This window comes from Peteryoungia rhizophila, from assembly GCF_004912145.1.
GTDB lineage: Bacteria > Pseudomonadota > Alphaproteobacteria > Rhizobiales > Rhizobiaceae > Allorhizobium > Allorhizobium rhizophilum.
In genome coordinates, this window is record NZ_STGT01000003.1 from 703,225 (window position 1) to 726,965 (window position 23,741).

Annotated in this window: 22 protein-coding genes and 1 pseudogene; 11 read left to right on the forward strand and 12 right to left on the reverse strand. The window is 62.9% G+C overall.

Going from position 1 to position 23,741, the window contains the following annotated elements; translation table 11 throughout:
* The first annotated feature begins 81 nt into the window (after positions 1 to 81).
* From ygfZ to E9677_RS14605, 5 genes are read left to right on the forward strand one after another with little or no spacing between them, the layout of a single operon-like run.
* The gene (gene ygfZ, locus E9677_RS14585; protein WP_136558788.1) at positions 82 to 915 is read left to right on the forward strand and encodes a CAF17-like 4Fe-4S cluster assembly/insertion protein YgfZ; all 834 of its coding nucleotides are present in this window, start codon (positions 82 to 84) and stop codon (positions 913 to 915) included.
* Position 916: 1 nt separating this feature from the next.
* The gene (locus tag E9677_RS14590) at positions 917 to 1,546 is read left to right on the forward strand and encodes a YfbR-like 5'-deoxynucleotidase (protein ID WP_136558789.1); all 630 of its coding nucleotides are present in this window, start codon (positions 917 to 919) and stop codon (positions 1,544 to 1,546) included.
* Positions 1,543 to 2,079: a tyrosine phosphatase family protein gene (locus E9677_RS14595; protein WP_136558790.1), complete on the forward strand. Its 537-nt coding sequence runs from the start codon at positions 1,543 to 1,545 to the stop codon at positions 2,077 to 2,079. The genes E9677_RS14590 and E9677_RS14595 overlap by 4 nt, the downstream gene beginning before the upstream one ends.
* Positions 2,076 to 3,044 (forward strand): NUDIX hydrolase, encoded by a 969-nt coding sequence (locus tag E9677_RS14600; RefSeq protein WP_136558791.1) that lies wholly within the window; start codon positions 2,076 to 2,078, stop codon positions 3,042 to 3,044. Before E9677_RS14595 ends, E9677_RS14600 begins: the two co-directional genes overlap by 4 nt.
* Before the next feature lie 58 nt (positions 3,045 to 3,102).
* Positions 3,103 to 3,993: a mechanosensitive ion channel family protein gene (locus E9677_RS14605; protein WP_136558792.1), complete on the forward strand. Its 891-nt coding sequence runs from the start codon at positions 3,103 to 3,105 to the stop codon at positions 3,991 to 3,993.
* A 544-nt stretch (positions 3,994 to 4,537) separates the two neighbouring features.
* On the opposite strand, the gene nadC is transcribed toward E9677_RS14605, so the two are convergent.
* From nadC to nadA, 3 genes are read right to left on the reverse strand one after another with little or no spacing between them, the layout of a single operon-like run.
* Positions 4,538 to 5,443, reverse strand: a complete 906-nt coding sequence (gene nadC, locus E9677_RS14610; protein WP_136558793.1) for a carboxylating nicotinate-nucleotide diphosphorylase — start codon at positions 5,441 to 5,443, stop codon at positions 4,538 to 4,540.
* Between the two features lie 13 nt (positions 5,444 to 5,456).
* Positions 5,457 to 7,049 (reverse strand): L-aspartate oxidase, encoded by a 1,593-nt coding sequence (locus E9677_RS14615; RefSeq protein ID WP_168801213.1) that lies wholly within the window; start codon positions 7,047 to 7,049, stop codon positions 5,457 to 5,459.
* A gap of 26 nt (positions 7,050 to 7,075) precedes the next feature.
* Positions 7,076 to 8,146 carry a quinolinate synthase NadA gene (nadA, locus tag E9677_RS14620; RefSeq protein ID WP_235882957.1) on the reverse strand — a complete coding sequence of 357 codons (1,071 nt, stop codon included), beginning with the start codon at positions 8,144 to 8,146 and terminating at the stop codon, positions 7,076 to 7,078.
* 230 nt (positions 8,147 to 8,376) lie between these two features.
* On the opposite strand from nadA, the gene E9677_RS14625 reads away from it, so the two are divergent.
* The 5 genes and pseudogenes from E9677_RS14625 to E9677_RS14645 form a co-directional block, all read left to right on the forward strand.
* Positions 8,377 to 11,142, forward strand: coding sequence for a DUF2339 domain-containing protein (locus tag E9677_RS14625; protein WP_136558795.1), 2,766 nt, complete (start codon positions 8,377 to 8,379; stop codon positions 11,140 to 11,142).
* A 67-nt stretch (positions 11,143 to 11,209) separates the two neighbouring features.
* Positions 11,210 to 11,863, forward strand: coding sequence for an HD domain-containing protein (locus tag E9677_RS14630; RefSeq protein ID WP_136558796.1), 654 nt, complete (start codon positions 11,210 to 11,212; stop codon positions 11,861 to 11,863).
* 9 nt (positions 11,864 to 11,872) lie between these two features.
* Positions 11,873 to 12,718, forward strand: coding sequence for an MOSC domain-containing protein (locus tag E9677_RS14635; protein WP_136558797.1), 846 nt, complete (start codon positions 11,873 to 11,875; stop codon positions 12,716 to 12,718).
* 231 nt (positions 12,719 to 12,949) lie between these two features.
* Positions 12,950 to 14,170 carry an MFS transporter gene (locus E9677_RS14640; protein WP_136558798.1) on the forward strand — a complete coding sequence of 407 codons (1,221 nt, stop codon included), beginning with the start codon at positions 12,950 to 12,952 and terminating at the stop codon, positions 14,168 to 14,170.
* A 401-nt stretch (positions 14,171 to 14,571) separates the two neighbouring features.
* A pseudogene (locus E9677_RS14645) lies at positions 14,572 to 14,751 on the forward strand (hypothetical protein); the annotation flags it as partial.
* A gap of 2 nt (positions 14,752 to 14,753) precedes the next feature.
* Here E9677_RS14645 and recO read toward each other — a convergent pair.
* Positions 14,754 to 15,527, reverse strand: a complete 774-nt coding sequence (gene recO / locus E9677_RS14650) for a DNA repair protein RecO (protein WP_136558800.1) — start codon at positions 15,525 to 15,527, stop codon at positions 14,754 to 14,756.
* 53 nt (positions 15,528 to 15,580) lie between these two features.
* On the reverse strand, positions 15,581 to 16,216 hold the full coding sequence (locus E9677_RS14655) for a TetR/AcrR family transcriptional regulator (protein ID WP_235882958.1): 636 nt from the start codon (positions 16,214 to 16,216) through the stop codon (positions 15,581 to 15,583).
* 105 nt (positions 16,217 to 16,321) lie between these two features.
* Here E9677_RS14655 and E9677_RS14660 point away from each other — a divergent pair, with 105 nt between their 5' ends.
* Entirely contained in the window at positions 16,322 to 17,485 is a 1,164-nt protein-coding gene (locus tag E9677_RS14660; protein WP_235882959.1) for an AbrB family transcriptional regulator, read from the forward strand.
* Between the two features lie 21 nt (positions 17,486 to 17,506).
* On the opposite strand, the gene era is transcribed toward E9677_RS14660, so the two are convergent.
* The 7 genes from era to E9677_RS14695 all read right to left on the reverse strand — a co-directional run bounded on the left by era (position 17,507) and on the right by E9677_RS14695 (position 23,722).
* Positions 17,507 to 18,448 (reverse strand): GTPase Era, encoded by a 942-nt coding sequence (gene era / locus E9677_RS14665; protein ID WP_136558802.1) that lies wholly within the window; start codon positions 18,446 to 18,448, stop codon positions 17,507 to 17,509.
* Between the two features lie 9 nt (positions 18,449 to 18,457).
* Positions 18,458 to 19,183 carry a ribonuclease III gene (rnc, locus tag E9677_RS14670; RefSeq protein WP_136558803.1) on the reverse strand — a complete coding sequence of 242 codons (726 nt, stop codon included), beginning with the start codon at positions 19,181 to 19,183 and terminating at the stop codon, positions 18,458 to 18,460.
* Positions 19,180 to 19,917 (reverse strand): signal peptidase I, encoded by a 738-nt coding sequence (gene lepB, locus E9677_RS14675; protein ID WP_136558804.1) that lies wholly within the window; start codon positions 19,915 to 19,917, stop codon positions 19,180 to 19,182. The genes rnc and lepB overlap by 4 nt, the downstream gene beginning before the upstream one ends.
* Positions 19,918 to 20,014: 97 nt before the next feature.
* Complete coding sequence (gene acpS / locus E9677_RS14680; RefSeq protein ID WP_136558805.1) at positions 20,015 to 20,419, reverse strand: holo-ACP synthase; 405 nt, start codon at positions 20,417 to 20,419, stop codon at positions 20,015 to 20,017.
* Position 20,420: 1 nt separating this feature from the next.
* On the reverse strand, positions 20,421 to 21,002 hold the full coding sequence (locus tag E9677_RS14685) for a DUF2062 domain-containing protein (RefSeq protein ID WP_136559070.1): 582 nt from the start codon (positions 21,000 to 21,002) through the stop codon (positions 20,421 to 20,423).
* 125 nt (positions 21,003 to 21,127) lie between these two features.
* Positions 21,128 to 21,277 (reverse strand): DUF3563 family protein, encoded by a 150-nt coding sequence (locus E9677_RS14690; RefSeq protein WP_069041758.1) that lies wholly within the window; start codon positions 21,275 to 21,277, stop codon positions 21,128 to 21,130.
* 216 nt (positions 21,278 to 21,493) lie between these two features.
* Positions 21,494 to 23,722: a RelA/SpoT family protein gene (locus tag E9677_RS14695; protein ID WP_136558806.1), complete on the reverse strand. Its 2,229-nt coding sequence runs from the start codon at positions 23,720 to 23,722 to the stop codon at positions 21,494 to 21,496.
* Positions 23,723 to 23,741 lie beyond the last annotated feature (19 nt).

A 23,741-nucleotide genomic window follows, 5' to 3' on the forward strand; every position in this document is an offset into this window, starting at 1 on the left:
TGTGGGCTGTGATGCGGACTGCTTGTCGTCTAGACTGGTAGCGCCTAACTCCATGCGTAGCGCAACAGCCCGGTGACCATCATGCCTTCAGCCTTCCTGCCCGATCGTGCCTTCGTGAGAATTGCCGGTCCGGATGCGGAGCATTTTCTGCAGAACCTCATCACCACCGACCTCGGCGCACTCGCGGATAACGAGCTGCGGCCGGGCGCATTGCTGACGCCGCAGGGCAAGATTTTCTTCGACTTCCTGATTTCGCGCGATGAAGACGGATTCCTGATCGACATCAGGGCCGATCAGCTGGAGGCCTTCATCAAGCGGATGACGATGTACAAGCTGCGCGCGCCGGTGACGATCGAACCGCAAGCGGAGGCGGGTGCAACTGTCACCTGGGATGGCACCGGCGACGGCGTCGTCGACCACCGATTCGCCCTGGCCGGCGCTCAGGTCCGGCGCCAACCGGGGCACATCGACGGCGCCGATGACCGGGAGGGATACGACGCACTTCGCATTTCTCATGGCGTGCCCGAATCGGGGCCCGACTACGCCCTACAGGACGCCTTTCCGCATGACGTCCTGTTCGACAAGTCCAGCGGCCTCTCCTTCCGCAAGGGCTGCTATGTCGGCCAGGAGGTCGTCTCGCGCATGCATCACCGCTCGACCGCGCGACGCCGCGTGGTGATCGTCTCGGCCGACACGGCCCTGCCCGAGAGCGGTACCGAGATTACCATCGGCGGCAAGCAGATCGGCGCGCTCGGCACGGTGGCCGGTGAGCGTGGGCTGGCGATTGTGCGGATCGACAAGGCCGGTGAGGCCATGAACGCTGGTGAAGCGATCCTCGCCGGTGAGGTGCCCGTTGCCCTTGCCCTTCCGGCCTGGAGCGGGCTCAGCTTCCCGACCGCTGCGGAGGAGGCGTGACATGGGCGCTGCGGCTCCCGTTTCCGCCCGCGCCTGGCAGCGCATGCTCTCCGGTCGCCGGCTCGACCTGCTCGATCCCTCGCCGCTCGACGTGGAGATCACCGACATCGCGCACGGCCTTGCCCGTGTGGCGCGCTGGAACGGACAGACTTCGGGCGACCACGCCTTCTCAGTCGCCCAGCACAGCCTGATCGTCGAGGATATCTTCCGGCGCTGCAATCCTAAGGCCACATCGGATGAACTGATGGTCGCGCTGCTGCACGACGCACCGGAATATGTGATCGGCGACATGATCTCGCCCTTCAAGGCCGTTGTCGGCGGCGGCTACAAGTTGGTGGAGAAGCGGCTGGAGGCGGCGATCCATCTGCGCTTCGGCCTACCGGCGCATCCGAAGGCGGCCTTGAAAGACCTGATCAAGAAGGCCGACATGATCGCCGCCTATTTCGAGGCAACGGTGCTCGCTGGCTTTGCCGAGGCAGAAGCGCGCAAATTCTTCGGGCAGCCCAAGGGCTTCACCCGCGACAAGATTCTGATCGAGCCGCTGCCCGCCTATCAGGCGCAGGCGAAGTTTCTCGAACGCTTCGAGGAAGTCGAGGCTGACAGGCAATCGACGACCTGGGCACGCGCATGAGCCTGATCGTCGTTTCGCCGCTCGCCCGCATCGCCGAAATGGCCGTCCGCCACAAGGCGCGCGAGATGATCAGCCTGCTCGCAGCGAACCAGGATTTTCACCGGCCGGCAGTGATCGCGGCCGAGCGCCACCTGAAGCTCGCCATGAACGACATCACCTTCGCCGGCACGGGTGACCTGATCGCGCCGCAGGAGGCCCATGTGGCCAAGATCATCGAGTTCGCACGAGCCTGGGACCAGACCTCTCCGCTCGTCGTGCATTGCTGGATGGGCGTTTCACGCTCGCCGGCGGCCGCGATGATCGCCAGCCTCGCCGTGGCACCCGATGACGACGACGACGCTCTGGCCAAGCGGCTGCGCGAGGCCTCGCCATTTGCCACGCCGAACATCCGGCTCGTCGAGATCGGCGACGAGATGCTCGGGCGCGACGGGCGGTTCACAAAAGCGGTCAAGGCTCTTGGGCGTGGCGCCGATGCCGACGGCAACACGCCCTTCACCTTGCCCCTGCCTGCCCGCGAGCCCGCAGCGCCATGACGGCACCGGCGGAGATCGAGATCGGCCTCAACGCTGCGATCGTCGCGATCAGTGCCCGTACGCCGCGCCTGCTCGTCGTCGGCGAGGATGGCGACGCGCTCGATGCCTTGCCCTTCGGCCCCTTCGATCCGAACCGGCACCGGACCATGGAAATGTCGCTGCGCCATACCGTCGAGGCGCAGACCGCGCTGGAGCTCGGCTATATCGAACAGCTCTACACCTTCGGCGACCGTGGCCGCCACAAGATGCCCGGCGATCAGGGTCCGCATGTCGTCTCGGTCGGTTATCTGGCTTTGACACGACTCGACAGCGACCGCGATGCGAAGCTGGAGCTTTCTGGTGCCCGTTGGCGGGATTGGTATGGCTATCTGCCTTGGGAAGACTGGCGGCAGGGGCGCCCGGCGCTGCTCGACGGGGCCATCCTGCCGGCGCTCCATATCTGGGCCGATCAAGCACCTTCGCCGGCCTCCGCCTCGCGCCGCTCGCGTCTGAAACTCGCCTTCGGCCTCGACGACTTCCCCTTCGACGAAGAGCGCGTGCTCGAGCGGTACGAACTGCTCTACGAGGCCGGGCTCGTCGAGGAGGCAGTCCAGGACGGTCGGACCGAGCGATTCCGGACGATGATTGCGCTCGGCCGACCGATGCGGCACGACCATCGGCGGATCGCAGCAACCGCACTCGCGCGGCTACGCAGCAAGATCAAGTATCGCCCCGTGATCTTCGAGCTCATGTCGCCGGAATTCACGCTGACCGACCTGCAAGGGACTGTGGAGGCGATTGCCGGTCGGCATGTGCACAAGCAAAATTTTCGGCGCCTCGTCGATGGTGCGGAACTCGTCGAGCCGACCGGCTCGACCGAGGCCGCGACGGGTGGGCGCCCCGCCGCTCTCTTCCGGTTTCGCCGCAAGGTGCTCGAAGAACGTCCTGCCCCCGGCCTAAAGGTTGGTGGGCGTACCAGCGGTTGACCTCTTCCCGACCTGCTCCATCTAGCCCTTGAGACCAACAGTCAGGGAGCATGACGGCATGGAATTCGAGACGAATGAGGCGATCCTCGCGACACAGGCGGCTTTGGCACAGGCGAGCCAGCTCGCCGTCCAATATTCCTTCTCGATTGTCGGGGCTCTCTTTCTTCTCTTCATCGGCTGGTGGCTGGCAGCCCTGCTCAGCCGCTGGACCCATACTGGCTTGAGCAGGATTCGCGGCATCGACGAGACGCTCGCGCGCTTCTTTGCCACCGTCGTACGCTATGGCGCCCTCATTCTCGTCTTCGTGACTGTGCTCGGCCAGTTCGGCGTGCAGACCGCCTCCATCATCGCGGCGCTGGGTGCTGCGGGCCTCGCGATCGGGCTCGCACTGCAGGGAACCCTGCAGAACATCGCCGCTGGCATCATGCTTCTGGTGCTGCGGCCGTTCCGGGTCGGCGAATACATCGATACCGGGAATATCTCGGGCACGATCGTCGAAATCGGCCTCTTTGCCACCGAACTCAAGACACCTGACGGCCTTTACCGACTGGCACCCAACTCGACGCTCTGGAATGTGCCGATCACCAATTTCAGCCGGCTGCCGACACGTCGTTTCGAGCTGAAGGTCGGTATCGGCTATGAGGACGACATCGATCTGGCCGAGAAGATCATGCGCGATCATGCCGAGGCCGATTCGCGCGTTCTCAAGGATCCTGCCATTTCCACTCATGTCGATCAGCTGGGCGACAGCGCGGTGGTGATCACGCTCTGGTACTGGACGGCGGCCTCGAACTTCTGGCCGACGTCACGCGAGATGATCAAGAAGGTGAAGAAGTCCTTCGACGAGAACGGGATTTCCATCCCGTTCCCGCAGGTGACCTATCACGGCACGCCGCAAATGGTCGCCCTGCCCGAACGCTTCGTCGACGCTCGGGCGAAGGAAGCCTGAGCCACGGCCGCCGCCACAGCCGTCGCTCAAGATTGAGGGTAGAGGAGAGGCAACAGGGTCAGCTCTTCGGCTGCGTCTGTCCCGTCTTTTCCAGATGTCTGTCGATGATGCGCTGCATTTCGGCGAGAACCGCGAGGACGCAGACCGTGTCGTCTTCGGTCATCGCAGGCCCGGCTTCCGCGGAAGTGGAAAGCCCTGCCTCGCGTTCCGCAAGGTCAACCGCAGCACTGGACCGCGATTTTGAAGCATTCACGATTGAAGTTCTTTCATCGCTCACGCTATCTGGCGACAAAGTCATCGTCGGCATGCAAACCCCCACGCTTTACGTATCAACGCCCAGATTTCGCACCCTGATACCCGCCCGAAACCTTGATCACCGGGGTATGAGATTCGAAATTCACGGTCAAAAACCAGGAATCAGGGGTAATAAGTAGCGAAGCATCTGCTGATATAGGGCCAACTTATTGACTTATATCAGTTTTCAGGAACGTTGATGGTGCCTGGGTCTGCTGCAGTGCAAAGCTAGGTGCAGATTTTGTCCGACTTATCCGATCACGACATCGAGACCGATGTCCAAAGTCGGGGCCGCCATGGTGATTTTCGATGTCGAGATGTAGTCGACACCGGTCTCTCCAATCGCCCGGATGGTCTGGATGTTGACGTTGCCAGACGCCTCCAGCACGACGCGGCGGACATCCGATGCATAGCCCTCCACGGTCAACTCATGATGCTGCCGATTGATCGCGACGGCTTCGCGCAGTTGGTCTGGACCCATGTTGTCGAGCAGGATGACGTCTGGCCGTGCCGTCAGCGCCTCGCGCATCTGGTCGAGGCCATCGACCTCCAGCTCGATCTTCACGAGATGACCGGCATAGGCGCGGGCCGCATGGACCGCGGACGCCACGCCGCCGGAAACCGCGATGTGATTGTCCTTGATCAGGATCGCATCATCCAGCCCGAAGCGGTGGTTGGAGCCACCACCCAGCCGTACGGCATATTTCTCGACCGCCCTCAGACCCGGCAGGGTCTTGCGGGTGCAGGTGACGCGCGCATTCGTATGGGCGATCTCAGCGGCGAAACGCGCCGTGTAAGATGTGACGCCGGAGAGATGCATGAGGAAATTCAAGGCCACGCGCTCGGCCGACAGCACCGAACGGGCATTGCCGGAGACGCGGGCGATCGCCTGCCCGGGGGAGACGGCGTCACCATCCCTTACAAGCGCTTCGAAGCGGACAGAAGGATCGACCAGACGAAAGGCGGCCTCGGCGAGCGGCAATCCGGCGACCACGCCTTGCTCGCGGCTGTTGAGCTCTGCCGTCGCCGTCTTCTCCGAGCCGATCGTCGCATAGGTGGTGATGTCGCCGGCGCGGCCGAGATCTTCCAGCAGGGCGTTGCGGACGAGATCCTCGATCATCAGCGGCGAGAGTTGCGGGCGCAGGCTCTTGGTCATCGGCATGTTCTCCTCAGCCGGCCAGTTCGGCGGCGATGCGGTTCGCTTCCTTGAGCGTCAGGTACGTGCGGTGGCGAAGTGCTTCCTGCGGCACCGGGAAATCGGCACGCATATGGGCCCCGCGACTTTCGGTGCGAAGATAGGCGCCGACGGCGATCAGCTTGGCGGTTGCCGTGATGTTGGAGAAGCGCACGCGCGGACGCTTGCGCTCCAGCCCGACCAGTTCGCGGATCAGAACCTTGAGGCCCGCCTCGTCGCGGATGACGCCGGCATGGGCGCTCATCAGACCGCGGAGCGTCGCCATTTCGGGACTGTCCTCCACTGTGACGAGGTCGTCGTTTTCGCCGGCCGTCTCCCCCCATTCGTAGAGGGCGGATTCCGGCAGCATGCCCTTGATCGAATCGGCGATACGCCCGGCAAAGACGACAGCTTCCAAAAGCGAGTTGGAGGCGAGCCGGTTGGCGCCGTGCACACCACTGGACGTCACTTCGCCTGCGGCCCAGAGCCCGTCGAGCGAAGTGCGGCCATCGGCATCCACGAGCACGCCGCCCATGTGGTAGTGCACCGCCGGCACGACCGGGATGGCTTGCGTGACAGGGTCGATGCCCGCCGCGATGCAGGAGGCATACACGGTCGGGAAGCGTGTGGCGAAATCCTTGCCGATCGCCTTGGTGCAATCGAGAAAGGCGCCGCGACCGGCCGCCACTTCGGCAAAGACACCGCGCGCGACGATGTCACGGGGGGCGAGTTCAGCATCGGCATGCAGGTCGGTCATGAAACGATGGCCGGCCCTGTTGACGAGAACCGCGCCGTCGCCTCGCAGGGCTTCGGTCGCCAGCGGCGCCGGATCCTGACCGATGTCGATGGCAGTCGGGTGAAACTGAACGAATTCCGGATCGGCGATCACGGCGCCTGCCTTGGCGGCCATGCCGACGCCGGTCCCGCGCGCTTCGGCGGGATTGGTGGTCACCTGGTAGAGATGACCGACGCCACCGGAGCAGAGAACGACGGCGCGGGCCGGAAAGGCCACGCGCTTCTTCGACTGGCCGGCATCGGGTCGGGCAATGACGCCGGACACGAAGCGGCCTTCGGCGATCAGTTCCTCGACGACATAGCCTTCCATCACCCGGATCGACGGCGTGCGGCGCACGGCCGAAATCAGCGCCTCCATGATCGCGCCACCTGCGCGGTCGCCCGCGACGCGGACGATGCGCCGCTCGGAATGGGCAGCCTCCCTCGAGAGAAGAAGATGGCCTTCGAGATCTCGATCGAATGGCACGCCATAGGCAAGCAGATCATGAACGCGATCCGGCCCTTCCGAGATCATCAGCCGCGCCATCTTCTCCTCGACCAGCCCGGCACCGGCAACAACCGTGTCGGCCAAATGTTTGTCGAAGCTGTCGCCGGGGCTCATGGCAGCGGCGATGCCGCCTTGCGCCCAGGCCGAGGACGCGCCCTGCCCGATCGGGGCAGCGGCGAGGATCGTCACGGGACGCGGCGCGAGCTTCAACGCGCAGAAGAGGCCGGCGAGACCGCCTCCGACAACAACGATGTCGTCGATGCCCTGCCAGGATTGCGGCCGCATGGATTCGATGTTGGTCGCCATTCAGCCCTCCCCGGCCGGCCGGTATTTCAATTCTTCAGATTGATCATCCGCTCGACCGCAAGCCGCGCGCGGTCTGCGATCGCCGGATCGACCGTCACTTCCTCCGTCATGAAGAGCAGGCTGTCGAGGATCTTCGGCAGGGTGATGCGCTTCATGTGCGGACAGAGGTTGCACGGCTTGACGAAATCGACCTCCGGCAGCTCGACCTGGATATTGGAGGCCATGGAGCATTCGGTGACGAGCAGCACGCGGGCCGGCCGATTCGTCTTGACGTAGTCGATCATGCCCTTCGTCGAGCCGGCAAAGTCGGAGACCGCAAGCACGCTCGGATGGCATTCGGGATGCGCAACGATCTCGATGCGCGGGTCGGCCTTCTTGTATTCCAAGAGTTCGTCGGCCGTGAAGCGCTCGTGCACCTCGCAATGGCCTTTCCAGGTCAGGATCTTCTTGTGCGTCTGATTGGCGACGTTCATCGCCAGATATTCGTCGGGGATGCAGAGCACGGTGTCGCTGTCGAAGCTGTTGACCACATCGACGGCATTGGCCGAAGTGCAGCAGATATCCGTCTCTGCCTTCACATCGGCGGAGGTATTCACATAGGTGACGACGGGCACGCCGGGATAGCGCTCGCGCAGCAGGCGGACATCGGCGCCGGTGATCGATTCCGACAGCGAGCAACCTGCGCGGCCGTCGGGGATCAGGACCGTCTTTTGCGGGTTGAGCAGCTTCGAAGTCTCGGCCATGAAATGAACGCCGCATTGGACGATGATCTCGGCATCGACGCTGACGGCATCGCGAGCAAGCTGCAGCGAATCACCCTTGATGTCGGCGACGCAGTGGAAAATCTCCGGCGTCTGGTAGTTGTGGGCGAGAATGACGGCGCCGCGTTCCTTTTTCAGCCGGTTGATGGCGTGGATGTAGGGTGCAAAGATCGGCCATTCGATCGCCGGGATGAAATCGCGGACGCGCTCGTAGAGGTGCTCGGTCTCCTTCGCCACGGCGGGCGAATAGGTCAGATCCGGGCGTTCCCAGACGCCGAAACGCTCGGCTGCGGTGCGGATCGCGGGGCGGGTTTGCGGCAGGTGCTGCGCTTCCATGGCCATCTCCTCCATTGATTATGCTCAATTCGAGCATAATAAGCGCCAAAGAAAACCGGCGGCTGCCGGTAGAGTCGATGTAGAAATTTTCAGGGCTGATTGCAAGGAAGGTTTTCAGAGATCTCACCGCTCGCGCCACCCGCACTGGTCGCGCCGTGATGCAGAACGCTTTCCCTGGCCGAGAAAAGCGTTAGTTTGTGCGCTCCTTCCGCAAGGTGCTGTGAGGCCATATGTTCGAACTGCTGCCGCTGATCCTGATCAGCGTTCTCTTCATCATCCACCGAGGTGCGACCAAACGGATCGATCGGCTTGAGAGGGAACTCGGCGAAGTCAGGGAGAAACTCTTCCGGCTCGGCGGATCGGTTGGCGAACCGGCGAGCCTCGCCGTCGAGAATTCGCAGGCCGGCTCGGAGCAGGTGGCACTCCCGCTCGATGCAGCCGCGCCGACCGTCAGCGAAGAGCCGCTCATCGATGGCGCTCCGCGACAGAGCGAACCGGCCTCCGTTGCGGAGAAGAGCGACGATCTGCTCCCGGTGGCTGCGCGTCAGGACAGCAAGGCGCCCGCCGAAAGCCTCGAAAACCTGCTCGGCGCGCGCTGGGCGGTCTGGGCCGGCGGTCTTGCGCTCGCGCTCGGCGGTGTCTTCCTCGTGCGCTATTCGATCGAAAGCGGACTACTCGGCCCTGGTGTGCGTCTTACGCTTGCCGCGCTCTTCGGCCTTGCCCTGATCGCGGTCGGCGACCTCATCCGCCGCAAGGCGCTGCCGAAGGCGGAGGCGCTTTATGCCAATGCCATGGTGCCCGGCATCCTGACCGCAGCCGGCGCGGTCTCGCTGTTCGGCGCCATCTATGCGGCCCACGGCATCTACGAGTTCATAGGGCCGACACTCGCCTTCCTGCTTCTGGCGCTCACAGCCTTCGGCGTACTCGGCCTCTCGCTTCTGCACGGGCAGGCGCTAGCTGGGCTCGGGCTTGCAGGCTCGATGATCACGCCGCTGCTGATCTCGACCAATGCCCCGAGCCTTTGGACCCTGTTCATCTTCCTGACCGTCGCACAGGTTGCGACGGCGCTCGCGTCACGCATCAAGGGCTGGCTGATCGTGCCATCGATCGCGCAGTCCCTGCTGGGCATCTGGGCCCTCATCGCGCTCATCGATTCGGCCGACATCACGCCCATCGCTCTATCGCTGATCGCCATGATCGCCGCCTGGATGCTGATCTGGCCCGGGACGAGGACTGACCACGGCGAGGAACAAGGGGCGCCACTGTCCCTGGAAGCACTCGGCCGGCGCATGGCGTCCGGACCGCTCGGCCTCGACATCACCCTTTCGCTCGCCGTTCTCCTGCCAGCACTCGTGATGCTTGATCGGGGACCGACGGACCAATTTCCGCTCTTCGCTTTCGCCGCTCTGATCGCGTCGCTCGCGGCGGCTGGCAGCGCCCGGAGTGGCGCCTTCTGGCCGACCGCTCTCGCGAGCGTCGGGGCTCTGCTGGGCGCGGTGGCAAAGACGGGCCTGCTCGCCCAAGCCCAGGTTGCACTGCTGGGCTTCGGTTGGGACGAGGACGCCATATTCAGTCTCGGTGGTCCGGTGATGTTCATCTTCCTCGGCCTTGCCGCAGTCATCGTGCTGCTCGGGCTCGCCCAGATCCGGCGTCGCTTCGAAGCCGATCCGCTGTTCTCGACCATCTGGGCTGCGATTGCGGCCGTGCTTCCGGTGATACTCGCAACGATCACCTTCGTCTTCTACGGCGTCTACGCCCGCGACTGGACGCATGGCCTCTTCGCCATCGGTCTCGGCGCCGTGCTGCTCGCGGCTTGCGAGTACCTTCACCGCCAGGGCGCGCTGCCCGCCTTTCGCCGTGGCCTTGACCTGCTTCTCCTCGGCAGTTTCGTGGCCTTTGCGCTTGCGCTGCATGCCCTGACCGACGGGATCGTCACCACGATCCTGCTCGCCCTGCTCGGCTTCGCCTATCTGATGGCGACACGCTGGCGCTCCTGGAGCGGCCTGCCCTGGATCATGGTGGCAGCACTGGCCGGCGTCTTGTTCCGCATCGCCTGGGATCCGACGCTGGTGGGCTCCGATGCCCTGTCGCGCACGCCCATCCTTAACCAGCTGCTTCCCGGCTATGGCATTCCGGCGCTGCTAGCCCTGCTCTCGGCCTATGAATTGCGCAACTGGCCGGGCCAGCGGGTTCGCAATGCATTGCAAGGCCTCGCGAGCCTCTTCGGCCTTCTCGCCATCGCCATCCTGGTGCGTCACGCGATGAATGGTGGCGTGCTCGATTCTTCTGCGCCGACGCTTGGAGAGCAATCGATCTACACGCTGCTGGTCGTCGGCCTCTCGGGCATCCTGATGACGCTCGACCTCAAATCGCCAAGCCCCGTCTTCCGCTACGGTTCGATGGTGGCGGGCGGGATTGCCATCCTGCAGACGGTGAGCCTGCATCTCGGTGCGCTCAATCCCTATTTCACCGGCGAGAGCACCGGCAGCTGGCCGCTGATCAACCTGCTCCTAATCGGCTATCTGTTACCCGGCCTCGCCTATGCCGGCCTTGCCTTTTATGCGCGTGACAAGCGGCCCCTGCCCTATGTCGTGCTGCTCGCACTTTCCGGTGCGGTGCTCGGTTTCGCTTGGGTCACGCTTTCGGTCCGACGCTTCTGGCAGGGCGAGTTCATTCCCTACTGGAAAGGCTTCGAGCAGGCCGAAACCTACAGCTATTCGGTGGCCTGGCTTGCGATCGGCGTCGGTCTGCTCGCCCTCGGCTCGCGATTCGATGCCAGAAGCCTGCGGATCGCCTCGGCCGTCATCGTGATGCTCACGGTCGCCAAGGTCTTCCTGATCGACATGGCGAACCTCGAAGGCGTTCTGCGTGCGCTCTCCTTCATCGGCCTCGGCTTCGTGCTGATCGGCATCGGGCTGTTTTATCAGAAGATCCTGAGCGGCAAGGCGGTATCGGCCAAACTATCAGAGCCGGAGGAGGAACCGACCGGGATCTGAGCGCAACCGGTTGAACAGAGGGCTGCCGCAAGGCTAGATGCCGGCCAACCGAAACGGGGACTGAAAAGTGACCGCCCTTCTCACTGCCGCCGATTTCGCGCGCCATGAGGCGCTCGCCCTCGAACTTCTGCCCCACGCAACCGAAGGCGATGATGGGTCGCACGATCTCGCCCATATTCACAGGGTCTTCCGCAATGCGATGAAGATCCACGCCGGAGAAGGTGGCGACTCGGAGATCCTTGCGGCGGCCGTGCTGCTGCATGACTGCGTCGCGGTCGAAAAGAGCTCGCCGCTTCGATCCCAGGCGTCGCGGCTCGCGGCGGAGAAGGCGAGCGGCATACTCGCCGGTCTCGGCTGGCCGGACGAGAAGATTGCCGCCGTTGCCCATGCCATCCTGACCCACAGCTTTTCTGCCAATATCCCGCCAGAAACGCTGGAAGCGAAGATGCTGCAGGATGCCGACCGGCTGGATGCGATCGGCATGGTCGGCGTGGCGCGCTGTTTCTACATCGCCGGCCGCATGGGCTCGGGGCTCTATCACCCCGGCGATCCCGATGCCGAAAACCGTCCACTCGACGACCGGTCCTATGCGATCGACCATTTTCCGGCCAAGCTCTTGAAGCTTTCCGACGGTTTTCAGACCGAGACGGGCGCCAAGCTCGCCAAAGAACGGCACGAGCGGCTCTCTCTTTTCCTCTCCCTTTTCCGCGACGAAATTTGAAGGTGCGGCATGCAGATCACTGATCTCTTCATCTATCCGTTCAAGAGCGCCCGCGGCATTGCCCTGCCCCAGGCGCGGATCGAGACCATGGGCCTTTCCGGCGATCGGCGGATGATGCTGGTCGACCCTTCCGGCCACTTCATCACCCAACGGGAATTGCCGGAGCTTGCCCGCCTCACAGCCCTGCCCGGAGCTGCCTATGTGACGCTGCGCCTGGATGACATCAGCGAAATGATGGTCGCGCCGCCGCAGCCGGACAACCGCATGGATGTGGCGATCTGGCGCTCGATCGTCAGCGCCGCCGTCGCGCATGAGAGCGTCAATGCGAAGCTTTCAGAGTGGTTCGGGCGGGCAGTCAAACTGGTCTTCCTCGATGGTGAGAGCCACCGTACGGCGAGCGCTGAATGGGCGGGCGAGAATTCGCCGATGGGTTTTGCCGACGGCTACCAGATCCTCGTGACGACGACAGGTTCGCTGCGTGCCCTGAACGAGGACATGGCCCGGCATGGCGAAGGCGAAGTCGGCATGGACCGGTTCCGCCCCAATATCGTCGTCGACTGCGACGAACCCTGGGCGGAGGATGCCTGGACCGGCCTCGAGATCGGCGGCATCCGCTTCGATTTCGTCAAGCCCTGCCCGCGCTGCATCATGACCACGCAGGACCAGCACACGGGATCTCGCGAAGGTGCCAATCCGATGCCCGCCATGGGACGTCTCAGGATGTCCGCAGACCGGCGCGTGCCGGGGGTGCTGTTCGGCTGGAATGCGGTACCGCGTGGCGAGGGACTGGTGCGGGTCGGTGATGCGGTGACGGTGCTCGGCAGCCGCGAGGGCTGGGCGATCAAGCAGCGGTGAGATTGATTGGACTTACGGCTTAGAACGGTGTTCGCGGCTTTTGCCCCTCACCCTACCCTCTCCCCGCAAGCGGGGAGAGGGGCTTATCAGGGCAACCGGAAGGGACTGCGCCTGAGGCGCAATGCCAACCCACCTGACATCCATCAAATCGCTTGATGGCCAGTTCATCAAAAGGCGTTTCTGCTCATCAATCGACTGCACTAATGTGTGATCGACACAGGAGAATCCCCCATGACGACCACCAGCCGTCCCGCCATGCCCTGGCTCATCATTCTCGCGGGATCGCTGATCGCGGTGATGACCTTCGGGCCGCGATCGGCCATGGGCTTTTTCCAGCTGCCGATGCTGGCTGATCGAGGCTGGGATCGCTCGACCTTCGGCCTTGCCATGGCCTTCCAGAACCTCTTCTGGGGGGTGAGCCAGCCCTTCTTCGGGGCGCTTGCCGACAAATACGGGACCGGACGCGTGCTTGTCATGTCGGGCGTCCTCTATGCCGCGGGCCTGGTGATGATGGCCTTTGCGAATGCGCCGATCTGGCTGCATATTGGTGGCGGCGTGCTGATCGGAACCGCCATCGGCGCAGGATCCTTCAGCGTCATCCTTTCGGCCTTCGCCCGCAATGTCACGCCGGAGCAGCGGTCGATGGCATTCGGTATCGGCACTGCTGCGGGCTCTGCCGGCATGTTCCTGTTTGCGCCGCTCAGCCAGGGTTTCATCTCGGCATTCGGTTGGTCGGACAGTCTCGTCATCATCGCGGTCATGATGCTGGTCGTGCCGCTGCTCGCCTTCCCGCTGCGTGGCAACGCCCAGTCGGGCACGCAATCGGGAAACCAGTACAAGCAGACGATCGGTGAGGCGCTGAAGGAGGCCTTCGCGCACAAGAGCTATCTTCTGCTCACCACCGGCTTCTTCGTCTGTGGCTTCCAGGTCGCCTTCATCACTGCCCACTTCCCGGCCTATCTCGGTGATATCGGAATCGAGGCCAGCTATGCTGTCATCGCCATGGCGCTGATCGGCTTCTTCAACATCATCGGGTCGCTGGCTGCCGGCTGGATCGGGCAACGCTATTCGAAGCCTTATTTCCTCGCCTATATCTATATCGGCCGCTCGATCACGGTGACGCTCTTCCTGCTGTTGCCGCAGACGCCAGCATCGGTTGTGATCTTCGCCGCCGTGATGGGCCTGCTCTGGCTTTCCACCGTGCCTCCGACCAACGGGCTCGTCGCCATCATGTTCGGCACGCGCCATCTCGGCTTGCTCGGCGGACTCGTCTTCCTCTCCCACCAGCTCGGCTCCTTCCTCGGCGTGTGGATGGGCGGCTATCTCTACGATCAGTTCGGAACCTACGATCAGGTCTGGTGGCTGGGTGTGGCGCTCGGGATCTTCGCGGCAGTGGTGCATTGGCCGATCAGCGAAAAAGCGGTCGAACGACCAGCCATCGCCGCGGCGTAATTTTGCCAAAAGTGAGATCATATTTCGGCAATTCTTCTATGCCGGATCAAAATTCCTATGTTTTCAGCTGACAGAGACTGTCACAGAAAATTATTTTATTTTTCGTCTGTCGCCCGTTGACGGATTCCGAGCCAGCACCTACCTTGTGCGAGCTGGTTCGGACACTGACGACGAACCATGATCGGCCTCAACTTTAGAGGCCGCAGCCAAAGAAGGAGGTCAGCGAAATGCAAGTTGTATTTCTTGATGCCATCCGATCCTGGCAGACGACCCCGTTCCTCGTGGTGGCGAAACGCCATACCGCCTGCTCCTGTCGAATGTGACGCAGCACCAAGCCTGACATCCACAAACGACTATTGAAACAGCGCCGTGCCACATGTGCACGAGCGGGGACATTCGTTATGAAGAAGCAAGTCATCGAATATGCCGGGGTTCCGGTTGGGATCACCATACCCGACGGAGATCGGGTCAAGTTCATCGCCGTCAAGTATCCAGTCATCGACCTGGATGGCGGCGTCTATCGCAGCGTCGGCGAATTGCAGTTGGCCATTCACCAGCACATGGCGAAATCCGCGCCCGAGGATCAGGCCGTGTTCTTCGGCGCCGCCAATTCGCCGGTCGCTTCCAGCGACCGCAAGGTCTTCAACGCCGCCTGACAAAATCCATCCCGTGCCGCGCCGGGCTCCAGCCCCCGCGGCACGTAGACATGCCGATCGAGAAAATAGGATGTGAGCCGGAAGGCAGCAGCCAGGCTCTCGGGATCGGCCGCCCGGTTTGTCCCGGGGGCGAGGAAATCCGGTAACGACAGCATCTTGTCCGCCCAGGGGGCGCCCGCCTCGCGGCTCACGGCCCTGCCCGATTTCGGCGAGACATAGGCCAGATCATTGCGAAGCCCGGTCGCCGCGCATTGCTCCAGGTCCAGCCCGAATCCGAGATCGTTCAGCAGCGCCAGTTCGAAGCGGATGAAGAGTTCGCCGGCCGTCGCCGGATCCTCCAGATGGTCAAGGATCACATCGAGTGCCTCGAAGAGATGCGGGTGCGGATCGCGTTCGGGCAAGAGGCGCAGCAGCGACCCGAGGGCCTGGACGCCATAGACGGCTGTCGCACTTTCCATCAGCCGCCCTGCCCGCAGCACAAGCGGCTCGATCCTGTATTCGCCCAAATGTTCATCGAGACGGGCGCGCCAGGTGACTTCGAGACGGTTGCCGGGCTGTAGCACCGGCTGCATGGTCCGGGATCGGCCGGAGCGCACCATGCCCAGATGCCGTCCACGGCTGCGCGTCATCATCTCGGCGATGACGCTTGTTTCGCCATGCCGCCGCACCCCGAGAAGGATCGCCTCGTCTGTCCATTGCATGATCGGGTTCTATCGCAGAGCACTTGGGAGAGCGAGGGTTTTCAGCGACACAATCAGATTTCGCCGAGGTAGCGCTGGACCCAGCCGCGCCACTGCGCAATCGCCTCGGCCTTGCCGGGATAACGTTTCTCTTCATGCAATTGCACGAGAGACTTCATCGCCTGCAGCAGAACCACAGCCATGGCCTGTGCCTCGTCTTCGGTCATAGCCGGACGCCAGACCGTGAGAATTTCGGCGATCCGGCGTCGCAAACCCTCTCGCAGGAGGCCGGGGCGCACGCCGGGCTGCTCCCAGCGCGCATCGAGGAGGCTCAGCGCCAGGCTACGTTCCGTTGCATGGGTGACGAGAACATCGAGCAGGCGGTCACCGAGTTGCATTCCGTCCAATTCAGGAGCTTCCGCCTTGATACGATCCAGCGCCGCCTCGACATGCTCGGCATAACGGGCGATCAATGCGTCAGCCAGCACGTCCTTGTTCGGGAAGAACTGGTAAAGCGAGCCGATCGGCGCACTCGCGCGGGCGGCGATCTCGGTCATGGTCGCGGCCTTGTAGCCCTGCTCGGCGAATACGGCAGCACCCGCGTCGAGAAGCTTGGCCACCCGGGCGATGCCGCGCTTGCGCTTCGGCTCCTTGGCGGTCGGAGCAGGAGCCGGTTGGGGCGCCGCCGAACTTGACTTTTGCGAGGTCATTCTCATAAAACTCGATTGTGAGGTGCGCCTCATTTATTTGATGAAATCACGCTTTCGTCCAGAACTTTCCCGGAAACGGATCTCAGACGAAGGACGGAGACGCACATGGCTTCGGACCAGGATCCCGAGACGCTGACGCAAGCCGACCCGGAAGGCGTTGCCGATGCTGTCGTCTCACCGGCATCAACGGCCAGCCAGCCGCCTCAGCCCGGCTTACTGACACCACTCCCCGCGATCCTCCGTTGGGCGGTTCTCCTTGGCCTCTCCTTCGCAATCTCCGGCGGCCTTTTCCTCGCGCATATCCCGGGCGCCCTCCTGCTCGGCCCCATGGTCGCAGCGATCCTCGTCGCGACAAACGGCGCGCGGCTCTCTGTTCACCGCTACCCCTACATCTTCGCCCATTCGCTGATCGGCTGCATCATCGCACGCTCCATCGATCTCGGCACGCTTTCGACCGTCGCCGAGGACTGGCCGATCTTCCTTTCGGTGGTGCTGTCCATCATCGCGGCGAGCAGCCTGCTCGGCTATTTCATGGCGAGAGCCGAGATCCTGCCCGGCACCACCGCCATCTGGGGAACGTCGGCGGGGGCGGCCTCCGCCATGGTATTGATGGCCGAGGCGCATGGCGGCGATCCACGGCTCGTCGCCTTCATGCAGTATCTGCGGGTCGCCTTCGTCGCGACCGGCGCCTCGCTGATGGCGGCCTTCGTGTTCAACATTGAGGGTGGTGCGGCGCAAGCAATCGTCTGGTTTCCGGAGACGGACTGGCTCGATCTCGGGCTCACACTCGCTGCAGCGCTTGCCGCCGCATCTGTCGGCGCATGGCTCAGGATGCCGGCCGGGACCATGCTCCTGCCGCTCGTCGTCACGACAGTGCTGCATGTGATGGGTTACATTACGCTGCAACTGCCCGAATGGCTGCTGGCGCTCGGTTATGGCGTCATCGGCTGGAGGATAGGGTTGTCATTCACGCGTCGGATTTTGCGGCATGCGGCGAGCGCCCTGCCCCAGATCGTCGGCTCGATCCTGGTCCTGATGGCGTTCAGCGGCGGGCTCGCCTTCCTGCTCTGGTCATTGCATGGCATAGACCCGCTGACCGCCTATCTCGCGACCAGCCCCGGCGGGCTCGATTCGATCGCGATCATCGCGGCGACCACGCCAGTCGATATGTCCTTCATCATGGCGCTGCAGACCATGCGGCTGATCCTGATCATCCTGATCGGACCGACAATATCGGATTTCGTCGCCAGACGTGTGGCGAAGGGCTGAGCGCCCTTCGCGCAATCACATTCAGTCGCGGGGGAATTCGAGGCCCATTTCGCGGAAGCGCTCGGGGTCGTTGCCCCAGTTCTCGCGCACCTTGACGAAGAGGAAGAGATGCACCGGCTGTTCGAGGATCTCGGACATCTCCTTGCGGGAGGCCGTCGAGATCGCCTTGATCGCATCGCCGTTCTTGCCGAGCACGATCTTCTTCTGGCTGTCGCGCTCGACATAGATGACCTGCTCGATGCGAACAGAGCCATCCTTGCGCTCTTCCCAGCTTTCGGTCTCGACATGCGAGGAATAGGGAAGCTCCTGATGCAGGCGCAGGAACAGCTTTTCGCGGGTGATTTCGGCTGCGAGCTGGCGCATCGGCAAGTCGGAGATCTGATCCTCCGGATAATACCAGGGGCCCTCCGGGAAAGTCTCTGCCAGATAGTCCATGATGTCGTCGCAGCCCGAGCCTGTCGTGGCCGAGATCATAAAGGTGCGGTCGAACTTGACCGCTTCGTTGGCCTTCTCGGCCAGCGTGAAGAGGTCCTCGTGGCGCACCCGGTCGATCTTGTTCAGGACCAGGATCTTCGGCTGCGGCACATCCTTCAGCGCCTCGAGGATCGCGTCTGCGTCACCGCGCAGTCCCCGTTCGCTGTCGATCAAAAGCAGGATGATGTCGGCATCCTTGGCGCCGCCCCAGGCCGAGGTCACCATGGCGCGGTCGAGCTTGCGGCGCGGCTTGAAGATGCCGGGCGTGTCCATGAACACGATCTGGGCGTTCTTGTGGATCGCGATGCCGCGCATGACCGCACGGGTCGTCTGCACCTTGTGGCTGACGATCGACACCTTGGCACCAACGAAGCGGTTGACCAGGGTCGACTTGCCGGCATTGGTCGGGCCGATCAGAGCAACGAAGCCGGATCGGGTCGGGGTGGCGACGACGGCTTCGCCGCCGTCATGGCTTTCAGTTTCGGTCATGGTGTCCAATCAGTTGGCGTCGGAGGCCTTGGGCCAGACGCCTTCGCGTTCGAGAATCTTGGTCGCGGCCACCTGCTCGGCGGCACGCTTGGAACGATCGATGCCGAGTTCCGGCTTCAGGCCAGGGATTTCGACGATCACCGTGAAGCGGGGATCATGATCCGGACCGGAGCGTTCGGCAACCTTGTATATGGGCGGCTTGCCAAACCGGGCATGCGTCCATTCCTGCAATTCAGTCTTGGCGTCGCGGCGGGCGCCATCGGCATGGGCCGCGCGGCCCTTCCAGTATTTCAGGATGAAGCCGCGAGCGGCCTCCAATCCTGCTTCCAGATAGATCGCCGCGATCAGGCTTTCGACCACGTCGGCGCGCACGTTCAGCATGTTCTTGGCGGTGATCTTCTTCACGTCAGAACCGGTGCGGATGAAGCGGTGCAGCTCCATTTCGTCGGCGACGGAGGCACAGGCCTCGGCGCTGACCAGCTGGTTGAAGCGGACCGAGAGTTCACCCTCGGTCGCGTCACGGAAGGTGGTGAACAGCATTTCCGCGACGCAGAGGCCGAGCACCCGGTCGCCTAAGAACTCAAGCCGTTCGTAATCGCCCTTCTTGACCCGCGAGACCTGGGCGCTGGAATGGGTCAGCGCCCGTATCAGGCGGTCGCGGTCGGCGAATGTGTGGCCGATCGCAGCTTCGAGCTGCGTCCAATCCTGTTCGCCGTCCGCCTTCTTGTTCGTCATTCGACCACCTTGAACAGGCGATCCCAACGCATGTTGGCCGGCCACTTCCAGACTTCGCGGAACGAGGTGTCGTTGCCGAGCGAGAAGAAGATCAGCGAGGCCTTGCCGATCAGGTTCTCGGCCGGCACGAAGCCGACGTCGAAGCGGCTGTCGAGCGAGTTGTCGCGGTTGTCGCCCATCGCGAAATAATGGCCTTCCGGCACGATGAATTCGCGCGTGTCGTCACCGCGCGTACCCTGGGCCTGGTCGAGCGTGTCATAGCTCACGCCGTTTTCCAGCGTTTCGCGGAAGACCGGCACATCCGTGCCCGGATCCATGCGGTAGTCGGAGGTGAAGACACCGTCCTGGATCTTCGGCACCGGCTGGCCGTTGACCTGCAGCACGCCGCCGATCACCTGGATACGGTCGCCTGGCAGGCCGACGATTCGCTTGATGTAATCGATGCTCGGATTCGGCGGGAAACGGAATACGGCGATGTCGCCGCGCTCCGGCTCGCTCGCGAAGATGCGTCCCTCGAAGAGGTTCGGTGAGAACGGCAGCGAATACTTCGAATAGCCGTAGGAGAACTTGTTGACGAAGATGTAATCGCCGACGAGCAGCGTCGGCATCATCGAGCCTGATGGAATCGTGAAGGGCTGAAAGAACACAGTCCGGATCACCATGGCCAGGAGCAGGGCCTGGATGATGACCTTGACGTTTTCCCAAAGGGCACTTTGCTTCTTTTCTTCGCTCACGCGGATCTCTTCCTTCTTGCGAAAATCCTGCTCTCTCTAGTCGGTTCGGGCGAGCGCGGCAACCGCGTAGCACCCTCGACCAGCGCGACCAGTCAACTCAGCGGCTTTCCGGCAGGGCCTCAACGATGACGAATGCCTGGGCATAGGGGAATTCGTCGGTGATGGTGAGATGGATCTGGGCGACATGCCCAGGTGGCAGAAGGCGTTGCAGGCATTTTGCCGCCCCACCGGTCAGCTCGAGTCCGGGCTTGCCATTGGGCAGGTTGACCACACCCATCTCCTTCCAGAAGACGCCTTCGGCGATGCCGGTGCCGAGCGCTTTGGCCATGGCTTCTTTGGCGGCGAACCGCTTGGCATAGGAGGCGGCGCAGTCCTTGCGGCCGTTCGAGCGGGTCTGCTCCTCTTGCGTGAAGCAGCGCTCGGTGAATTTTTCGCCGAATTTCTCGATCGATTTCTCAATCCGTCTGATGTCGATGAGGTCGCTGCCGATGCCGATGATCATGTCAGATGCTCGATCCCTGGAGAGCTTCGGCCAGCCGGGCACGCGCCCGTTCGGCGAGACGTTCCCGACGCCGCGTCTGGAACTTCGCCACGGTGAAATAGATCACGCAATAGACGATGACGCCACTCACGGCGGCGAGCGGGATTGCGCCTATGAGCATTGGTTTCAAGATCGGCTGCCACATGGATTCGATCGCGCCGATCGAGAATCTCTTTTCCAGATCGACACTTTGAGTGGTCGGACTGCCCTTGCCGATCAACCGGTGCCCCACCTCCCAGGTTGCTGCCCAGATGAACGGAAAGGTCACGGGATTCCCGAAGGCCGTGCCTAGGGCAGCGGCGACCATATTCCCCGCGATCAGGTAGGCAACGGCAAATGCGAGCAGGAAGTGCAGCCCGATGAACGGTGTCCATGAGGACAGGACACCGGCGGCAACTCCTGCCGCAATGGCATGCGGCGTCGCCGACAGGCGCAGGATGCGTTTGCTCAGATACTGAAATGATCGGAGGAAGCCACGACGCGGCCACAAAAGCTCACGCAACTTTGTCAGGTAGGAAATCGGTTGGCGTCGTCGAAACAGCATGCGGGATATGTAGTTGATCCGGGATGGTTTCGGCAAGAAAAAGCGGCTCACATGCTCGCCAAAAAGCAAAGACGCCGGCATTCAACCGGCGTCACAGCATGGACCAGATCTGGTCGGTCGGCACATCAGCCGCGGCGGAACATGCCACGGTCGATTTCCCGCTGGCGGTATTCCAGGTCGACGAGATCGCGGGCGCCGTTCAGATAGCTCATTTCACGCTCTGCAACGGTCGGGACGCGAAGGGCGCGGGCGAATTTGCGGATCGGAGTAAACATCGTTTTATCCTCGGTTCTTTCTCTTCATCTGTTGATCCGAAGATAATGGTGCGGCGCACAATCCACCAGAGACAAGAACTGAAGCCAGCCATGCATCATACGCATAGCGAAGGGGTTGAGGTTTACGATTTAGGCAGGATCGTGATCAAAAGAGAGGCAGAACGCCCGGCTTTCGAGCGGCGGGGCGAGTTATTCCCGCCCTCGCCGAAATGCCGGTCAGTCATAGACCCTCTTCACCGTCGAGATGCAGTCGAGTTCCTTCAGCTCGCTCAGCAACTGGCTCAATTGGCGCAGATCCCAGACCTCGAGATCGATCCCCATTTCGGTGAAGTCGGTCGCGATGCGGATCATGTTGAGGACGCGGATGTTGATATCAAGGCGGGCGATGCACTGCGCGACGGTCGCCAGCGTGCCCGGCTCGTTCAGCGCATTGATCAGGATGCGCGCGACGAATCGCGACTTGTTGGCCTCGTCGAGATCCCAGCGCACGTCGATCCAGCGCTCCGGCTCGTTTTCGAAGCGCTGCAGGGCGGAAGCCTGGATCGGATAGATGGTGATGCCCTTGCCGTCTTCCATGATGCCGACGATCCGGTCACCAGGAACGGCACCGGCCGGGGCGAAATGCACCTCCGCATTGCCCGAGAGACCACGAATCGGCAGCGGCTCCGGACCATCGCCGGCCGTCGGCACATCGCCCTTCGGATGGGCGGGACCGGGGATCTTGAAAACCATGCCATTGGCACTGTTCATCGCGAACCAGCCGTCGTCCGAGGAGGGCTTCACCGTGACGCGTTCGTCCTGATAATCGGGGAAGACGGCTCGGAGAACATCGAGAGAGGACGTCTCGCCGCGACCGACGGAGGCGATCGCGTCTTCCACGTCGCGCTGGCCGAGGCGATGCAGCGCCGGCCGCAGCGTGTCCTTGGAGAAGATTTTGCCGGCGCGCTCGAAGGTGCGCTCCAGGATGCGCTGGCCGAGGCCGGCATATTGCTTGCGGATCGCCATGCGGGTGGCGCGGCGGATGGCGGCGCGGGCCTTGCCGGTGACGACGATCTCTTCCCAGGCGGCGGGCGGGACCTGCACGCCCGAGCGGATGATCTCGACTTCGTCGCCATTCGACAGACGGGTGACGAGCGGCATGATCGAGCCATTGATCTTGGCGCCGACGCAGGTGTCGCCGACATTGGTGTGCACGGCATAGGCGAAGTCGATGGGGGTGGCGCCGCGCGGCAGCGCGATCAGCTTACCCTTGGGCGTGAAGCAGAAGACCTGGTCCTGGAAGAGTTCGAGCTTCGTGTGTTCCAGGAATTCTTCCGGGTTGTCGCCTTCCGCCAGCGCCTCGATGGTGTGGCGGAGCCAGGAATAGGCATTGCTTTCGCGCTGCAGCGGCTCGTTCGCCTCGCCGTTCTCGCCATCCTTGTAGAGGGTGTGGGCAGCAATGCCGAATTCGGCGATCTCGTGCATGCGCCGCGTGCGGATCTGCAGCTCGATACGCTGGCGCGACGGGCCGACGATCGTGGTGTGGATCGAGCGGTAGTCATTCTGCTTCGGCGTCGAGATATAGTCCTTGAAGCGGCCGGGCACGACGCGCCAGCGCGAATGCACGATACCGAGCGCGCGGTAGCAGCCGGGAATGTCGTCGACGAGAATGCGAAAGCCGTAGACGTCGGAGAGTTGCTCGAAAGAGAGCGACTTAGACTGCATCTTGCGGAAGACGGAGTAAGGCTTCTTCTGCCGGCCCTTGACCGATGGGTTGAGCAGGCCGTTTGCCACCAGGAGATCGCGCAGCTCGTCCTCGATCTTGGTGATCAGGCCTTCGTTGCGGGTCGAGAGCTCCGAGAGACGGTTGGTCACGGTCTCGTAGGCTTCGGGGTTCATGTAGCGGAAGGACAGGTCCTCCAGCTCGTCGCGCATGTCCTGCATACCCATGCGGCCGGCGAGCGGCGCATAGATTTCCATCGTCTCCTCGGAGATGCGGGCGCGCTTGTCGTCGCGCATGTGTTCGAGCGTGCGCATGTTATGCAGGCGGTCGGCGAGCTTGACCAGCAGAACGCGGACATCGTCGGAAATGGCGAGCAGGAGCTTGCGCAGGTTTTCCGCCTGCTTCGCCTTCTTGGTGACGAGGTCGAGCTTCTTGATCTTGGTCAGGCCCTCGACCAGGCGGCCGATGTCTTCACCGAACAATTCGTCGATCTCGCCACGGGTGGCCGAGGTATCCTCGATCGTGTCGTGGAGGAGTGCCACCGCGATCGTCGATTCGTCGAGATGCATGTCGGTGAGGATGGCGGCAACTTCGAGCGGGTGGGAGATATAGGGGTCCCCGCTGGCGCGTGTCTGCTTGCCGTGCTTCTGCATGGCATAGACATAGGCCTTGTTGAGCAGAGCTTCGTTGGCGTCGGGCTTGTATTTCTGCACCCGCTCCACGAGCTCGTATTGCCGCATCATTCCACTCGTCTCCACAAAC

Bases quoted from the DNA above. Each gene is read 5' to 3' on its own strand.
- ygfZ (WP_136558788.1), top strand. From the start codon at position 82: ATGCCTTCAGCCTTCCTGCCCGATCGTGCCTTCGTGAGAATTGCCGGT.
- E9677_RS14590 (WP_136558789.1), top strand. From the start codon at position 917: ATGGGCGCTGCGGCTCCCGTTTCCGCCCGCGCCTGGCAGCGCATGCTC.
- E9677_RS14595 (WP_136558790.1), top strand. From the start codon at position 1,543: ATGAGCCTGATCGTCGTTTCGCCGCTCGCCCGCATCGCCGAAATGGCC.
- E9677_RS14600 (WP_136558791.1), top strand. From the start codon at position 2,076: ATGACGGCACCGGCGGAGATCGAGATCGGCCTCAACGCTGCGATCGTC.
- E9677_RS14605 (WP_136558792.1), top strand. From the start codon at position 3,103: ATGGAATTCGAGACGAATGAGGCGATCCTCGCGACACAGGCGGCTTTG.
- nadC (WP_136558793.1), bottom strand. From the start codon at position 5,443: ATGACCAAGAGCCTGCGCCCGCAACTCTCGCCGCTGATGATCGAGGAT.
- E9677_RS14615 (WP_168801213.1), bottom strand. From the start codon at position 7,049: ATGGCGACCAACATCGAATCCATGCGGCCGCAATCCTGGCAGGGCATC.
- nadA (WP_235882957.1), bottom strand. From the start codon at position 8,146: ATGGAAGCGCAGCACCTGCCGCAAACCCGCCCCGCGATCCGCACCGCA.
- E9677_RS14625 (WP_136558795.1), top strand. From the start codon at position 8,377: ATGTTCGAACTGCTGCCGCTGATCCTGATCAGCGTTCTCTTCATCATC.
- E9677_RS14635 (WP_136558797.1), top strand. From the start codon at position 11,873: ATGCAGATCACTGATCTCTTCATCTATCCGTTCAAGAGCGCCCGCGGC.
- E9677_RS14640 (WP_136558798.1), top strand. From the start codon at position 12,950: ATGACGACCACCAGCCGTCCCGCCATGCCCTGGCTCATCATTCTCGCG.
- recO (WP_136558800.1), bottom strand. From the start codon at position 15,527: ATGCAATGGACAGACGAGGCGATCCTTCTCGGGGTGCGGCGGCATGGC.
- E9677_RS14655 (WP_235882958.1), bottom strand. From the start codon at position 16,216: ATGACCTCGCAAAAGTCAAGTTCGGCGGCGCCCCAACCGGCTCCTGCT.
- E9677_RS14660 (WP_235882959.1), top strand. From the start codon at position 16,322: ATGGCTTCGGACCAGGATCCCGAGACGCTGACGCAAGCCGACCCGGAA.
- era (WP_136558802.1), bottom strand. From the start codon at position 18,448: ATGACCGAAACTGAAAGCCATGACGGCGGCGAAGCCGTCGTCGCCACC.
- rnc (WP_136558803.1), bottom strand. From the start codon at position 19,183: ATGACGAACAAGAAGGCGGACGGCGAACAGGATTGGACGCAGCTCGAA.
- acpS (WP_136558805.1), bottom strand. From the start codon at position 20,419: ATGATCATCGGCATCGGCAGCGACCTCATCGACATCAGACGGATTGAG.
- E9677_RS14685 (WP_136559070.1), bottom strand. From the start codon at position 21,002: ATGCTGTTTCGACGACGCCAACCGATTTCCTACCTGACAAAGTTGCGT.
- E9677_RS14690 (WP_069041758.1), bottom strand. From the start codon at position 21,277: ATGTTTACTCCGATCCGCAAATTCGCCCGCGCCCTTCGCGTCCCGACC.
- E9677_RS14695 (WP_136558806.1), bottom strand. From the start codon at position 23,722: ATGATGCGGCAATACGAGCTCGTGGAGCGGGTGCAGAAATACAAGCCC.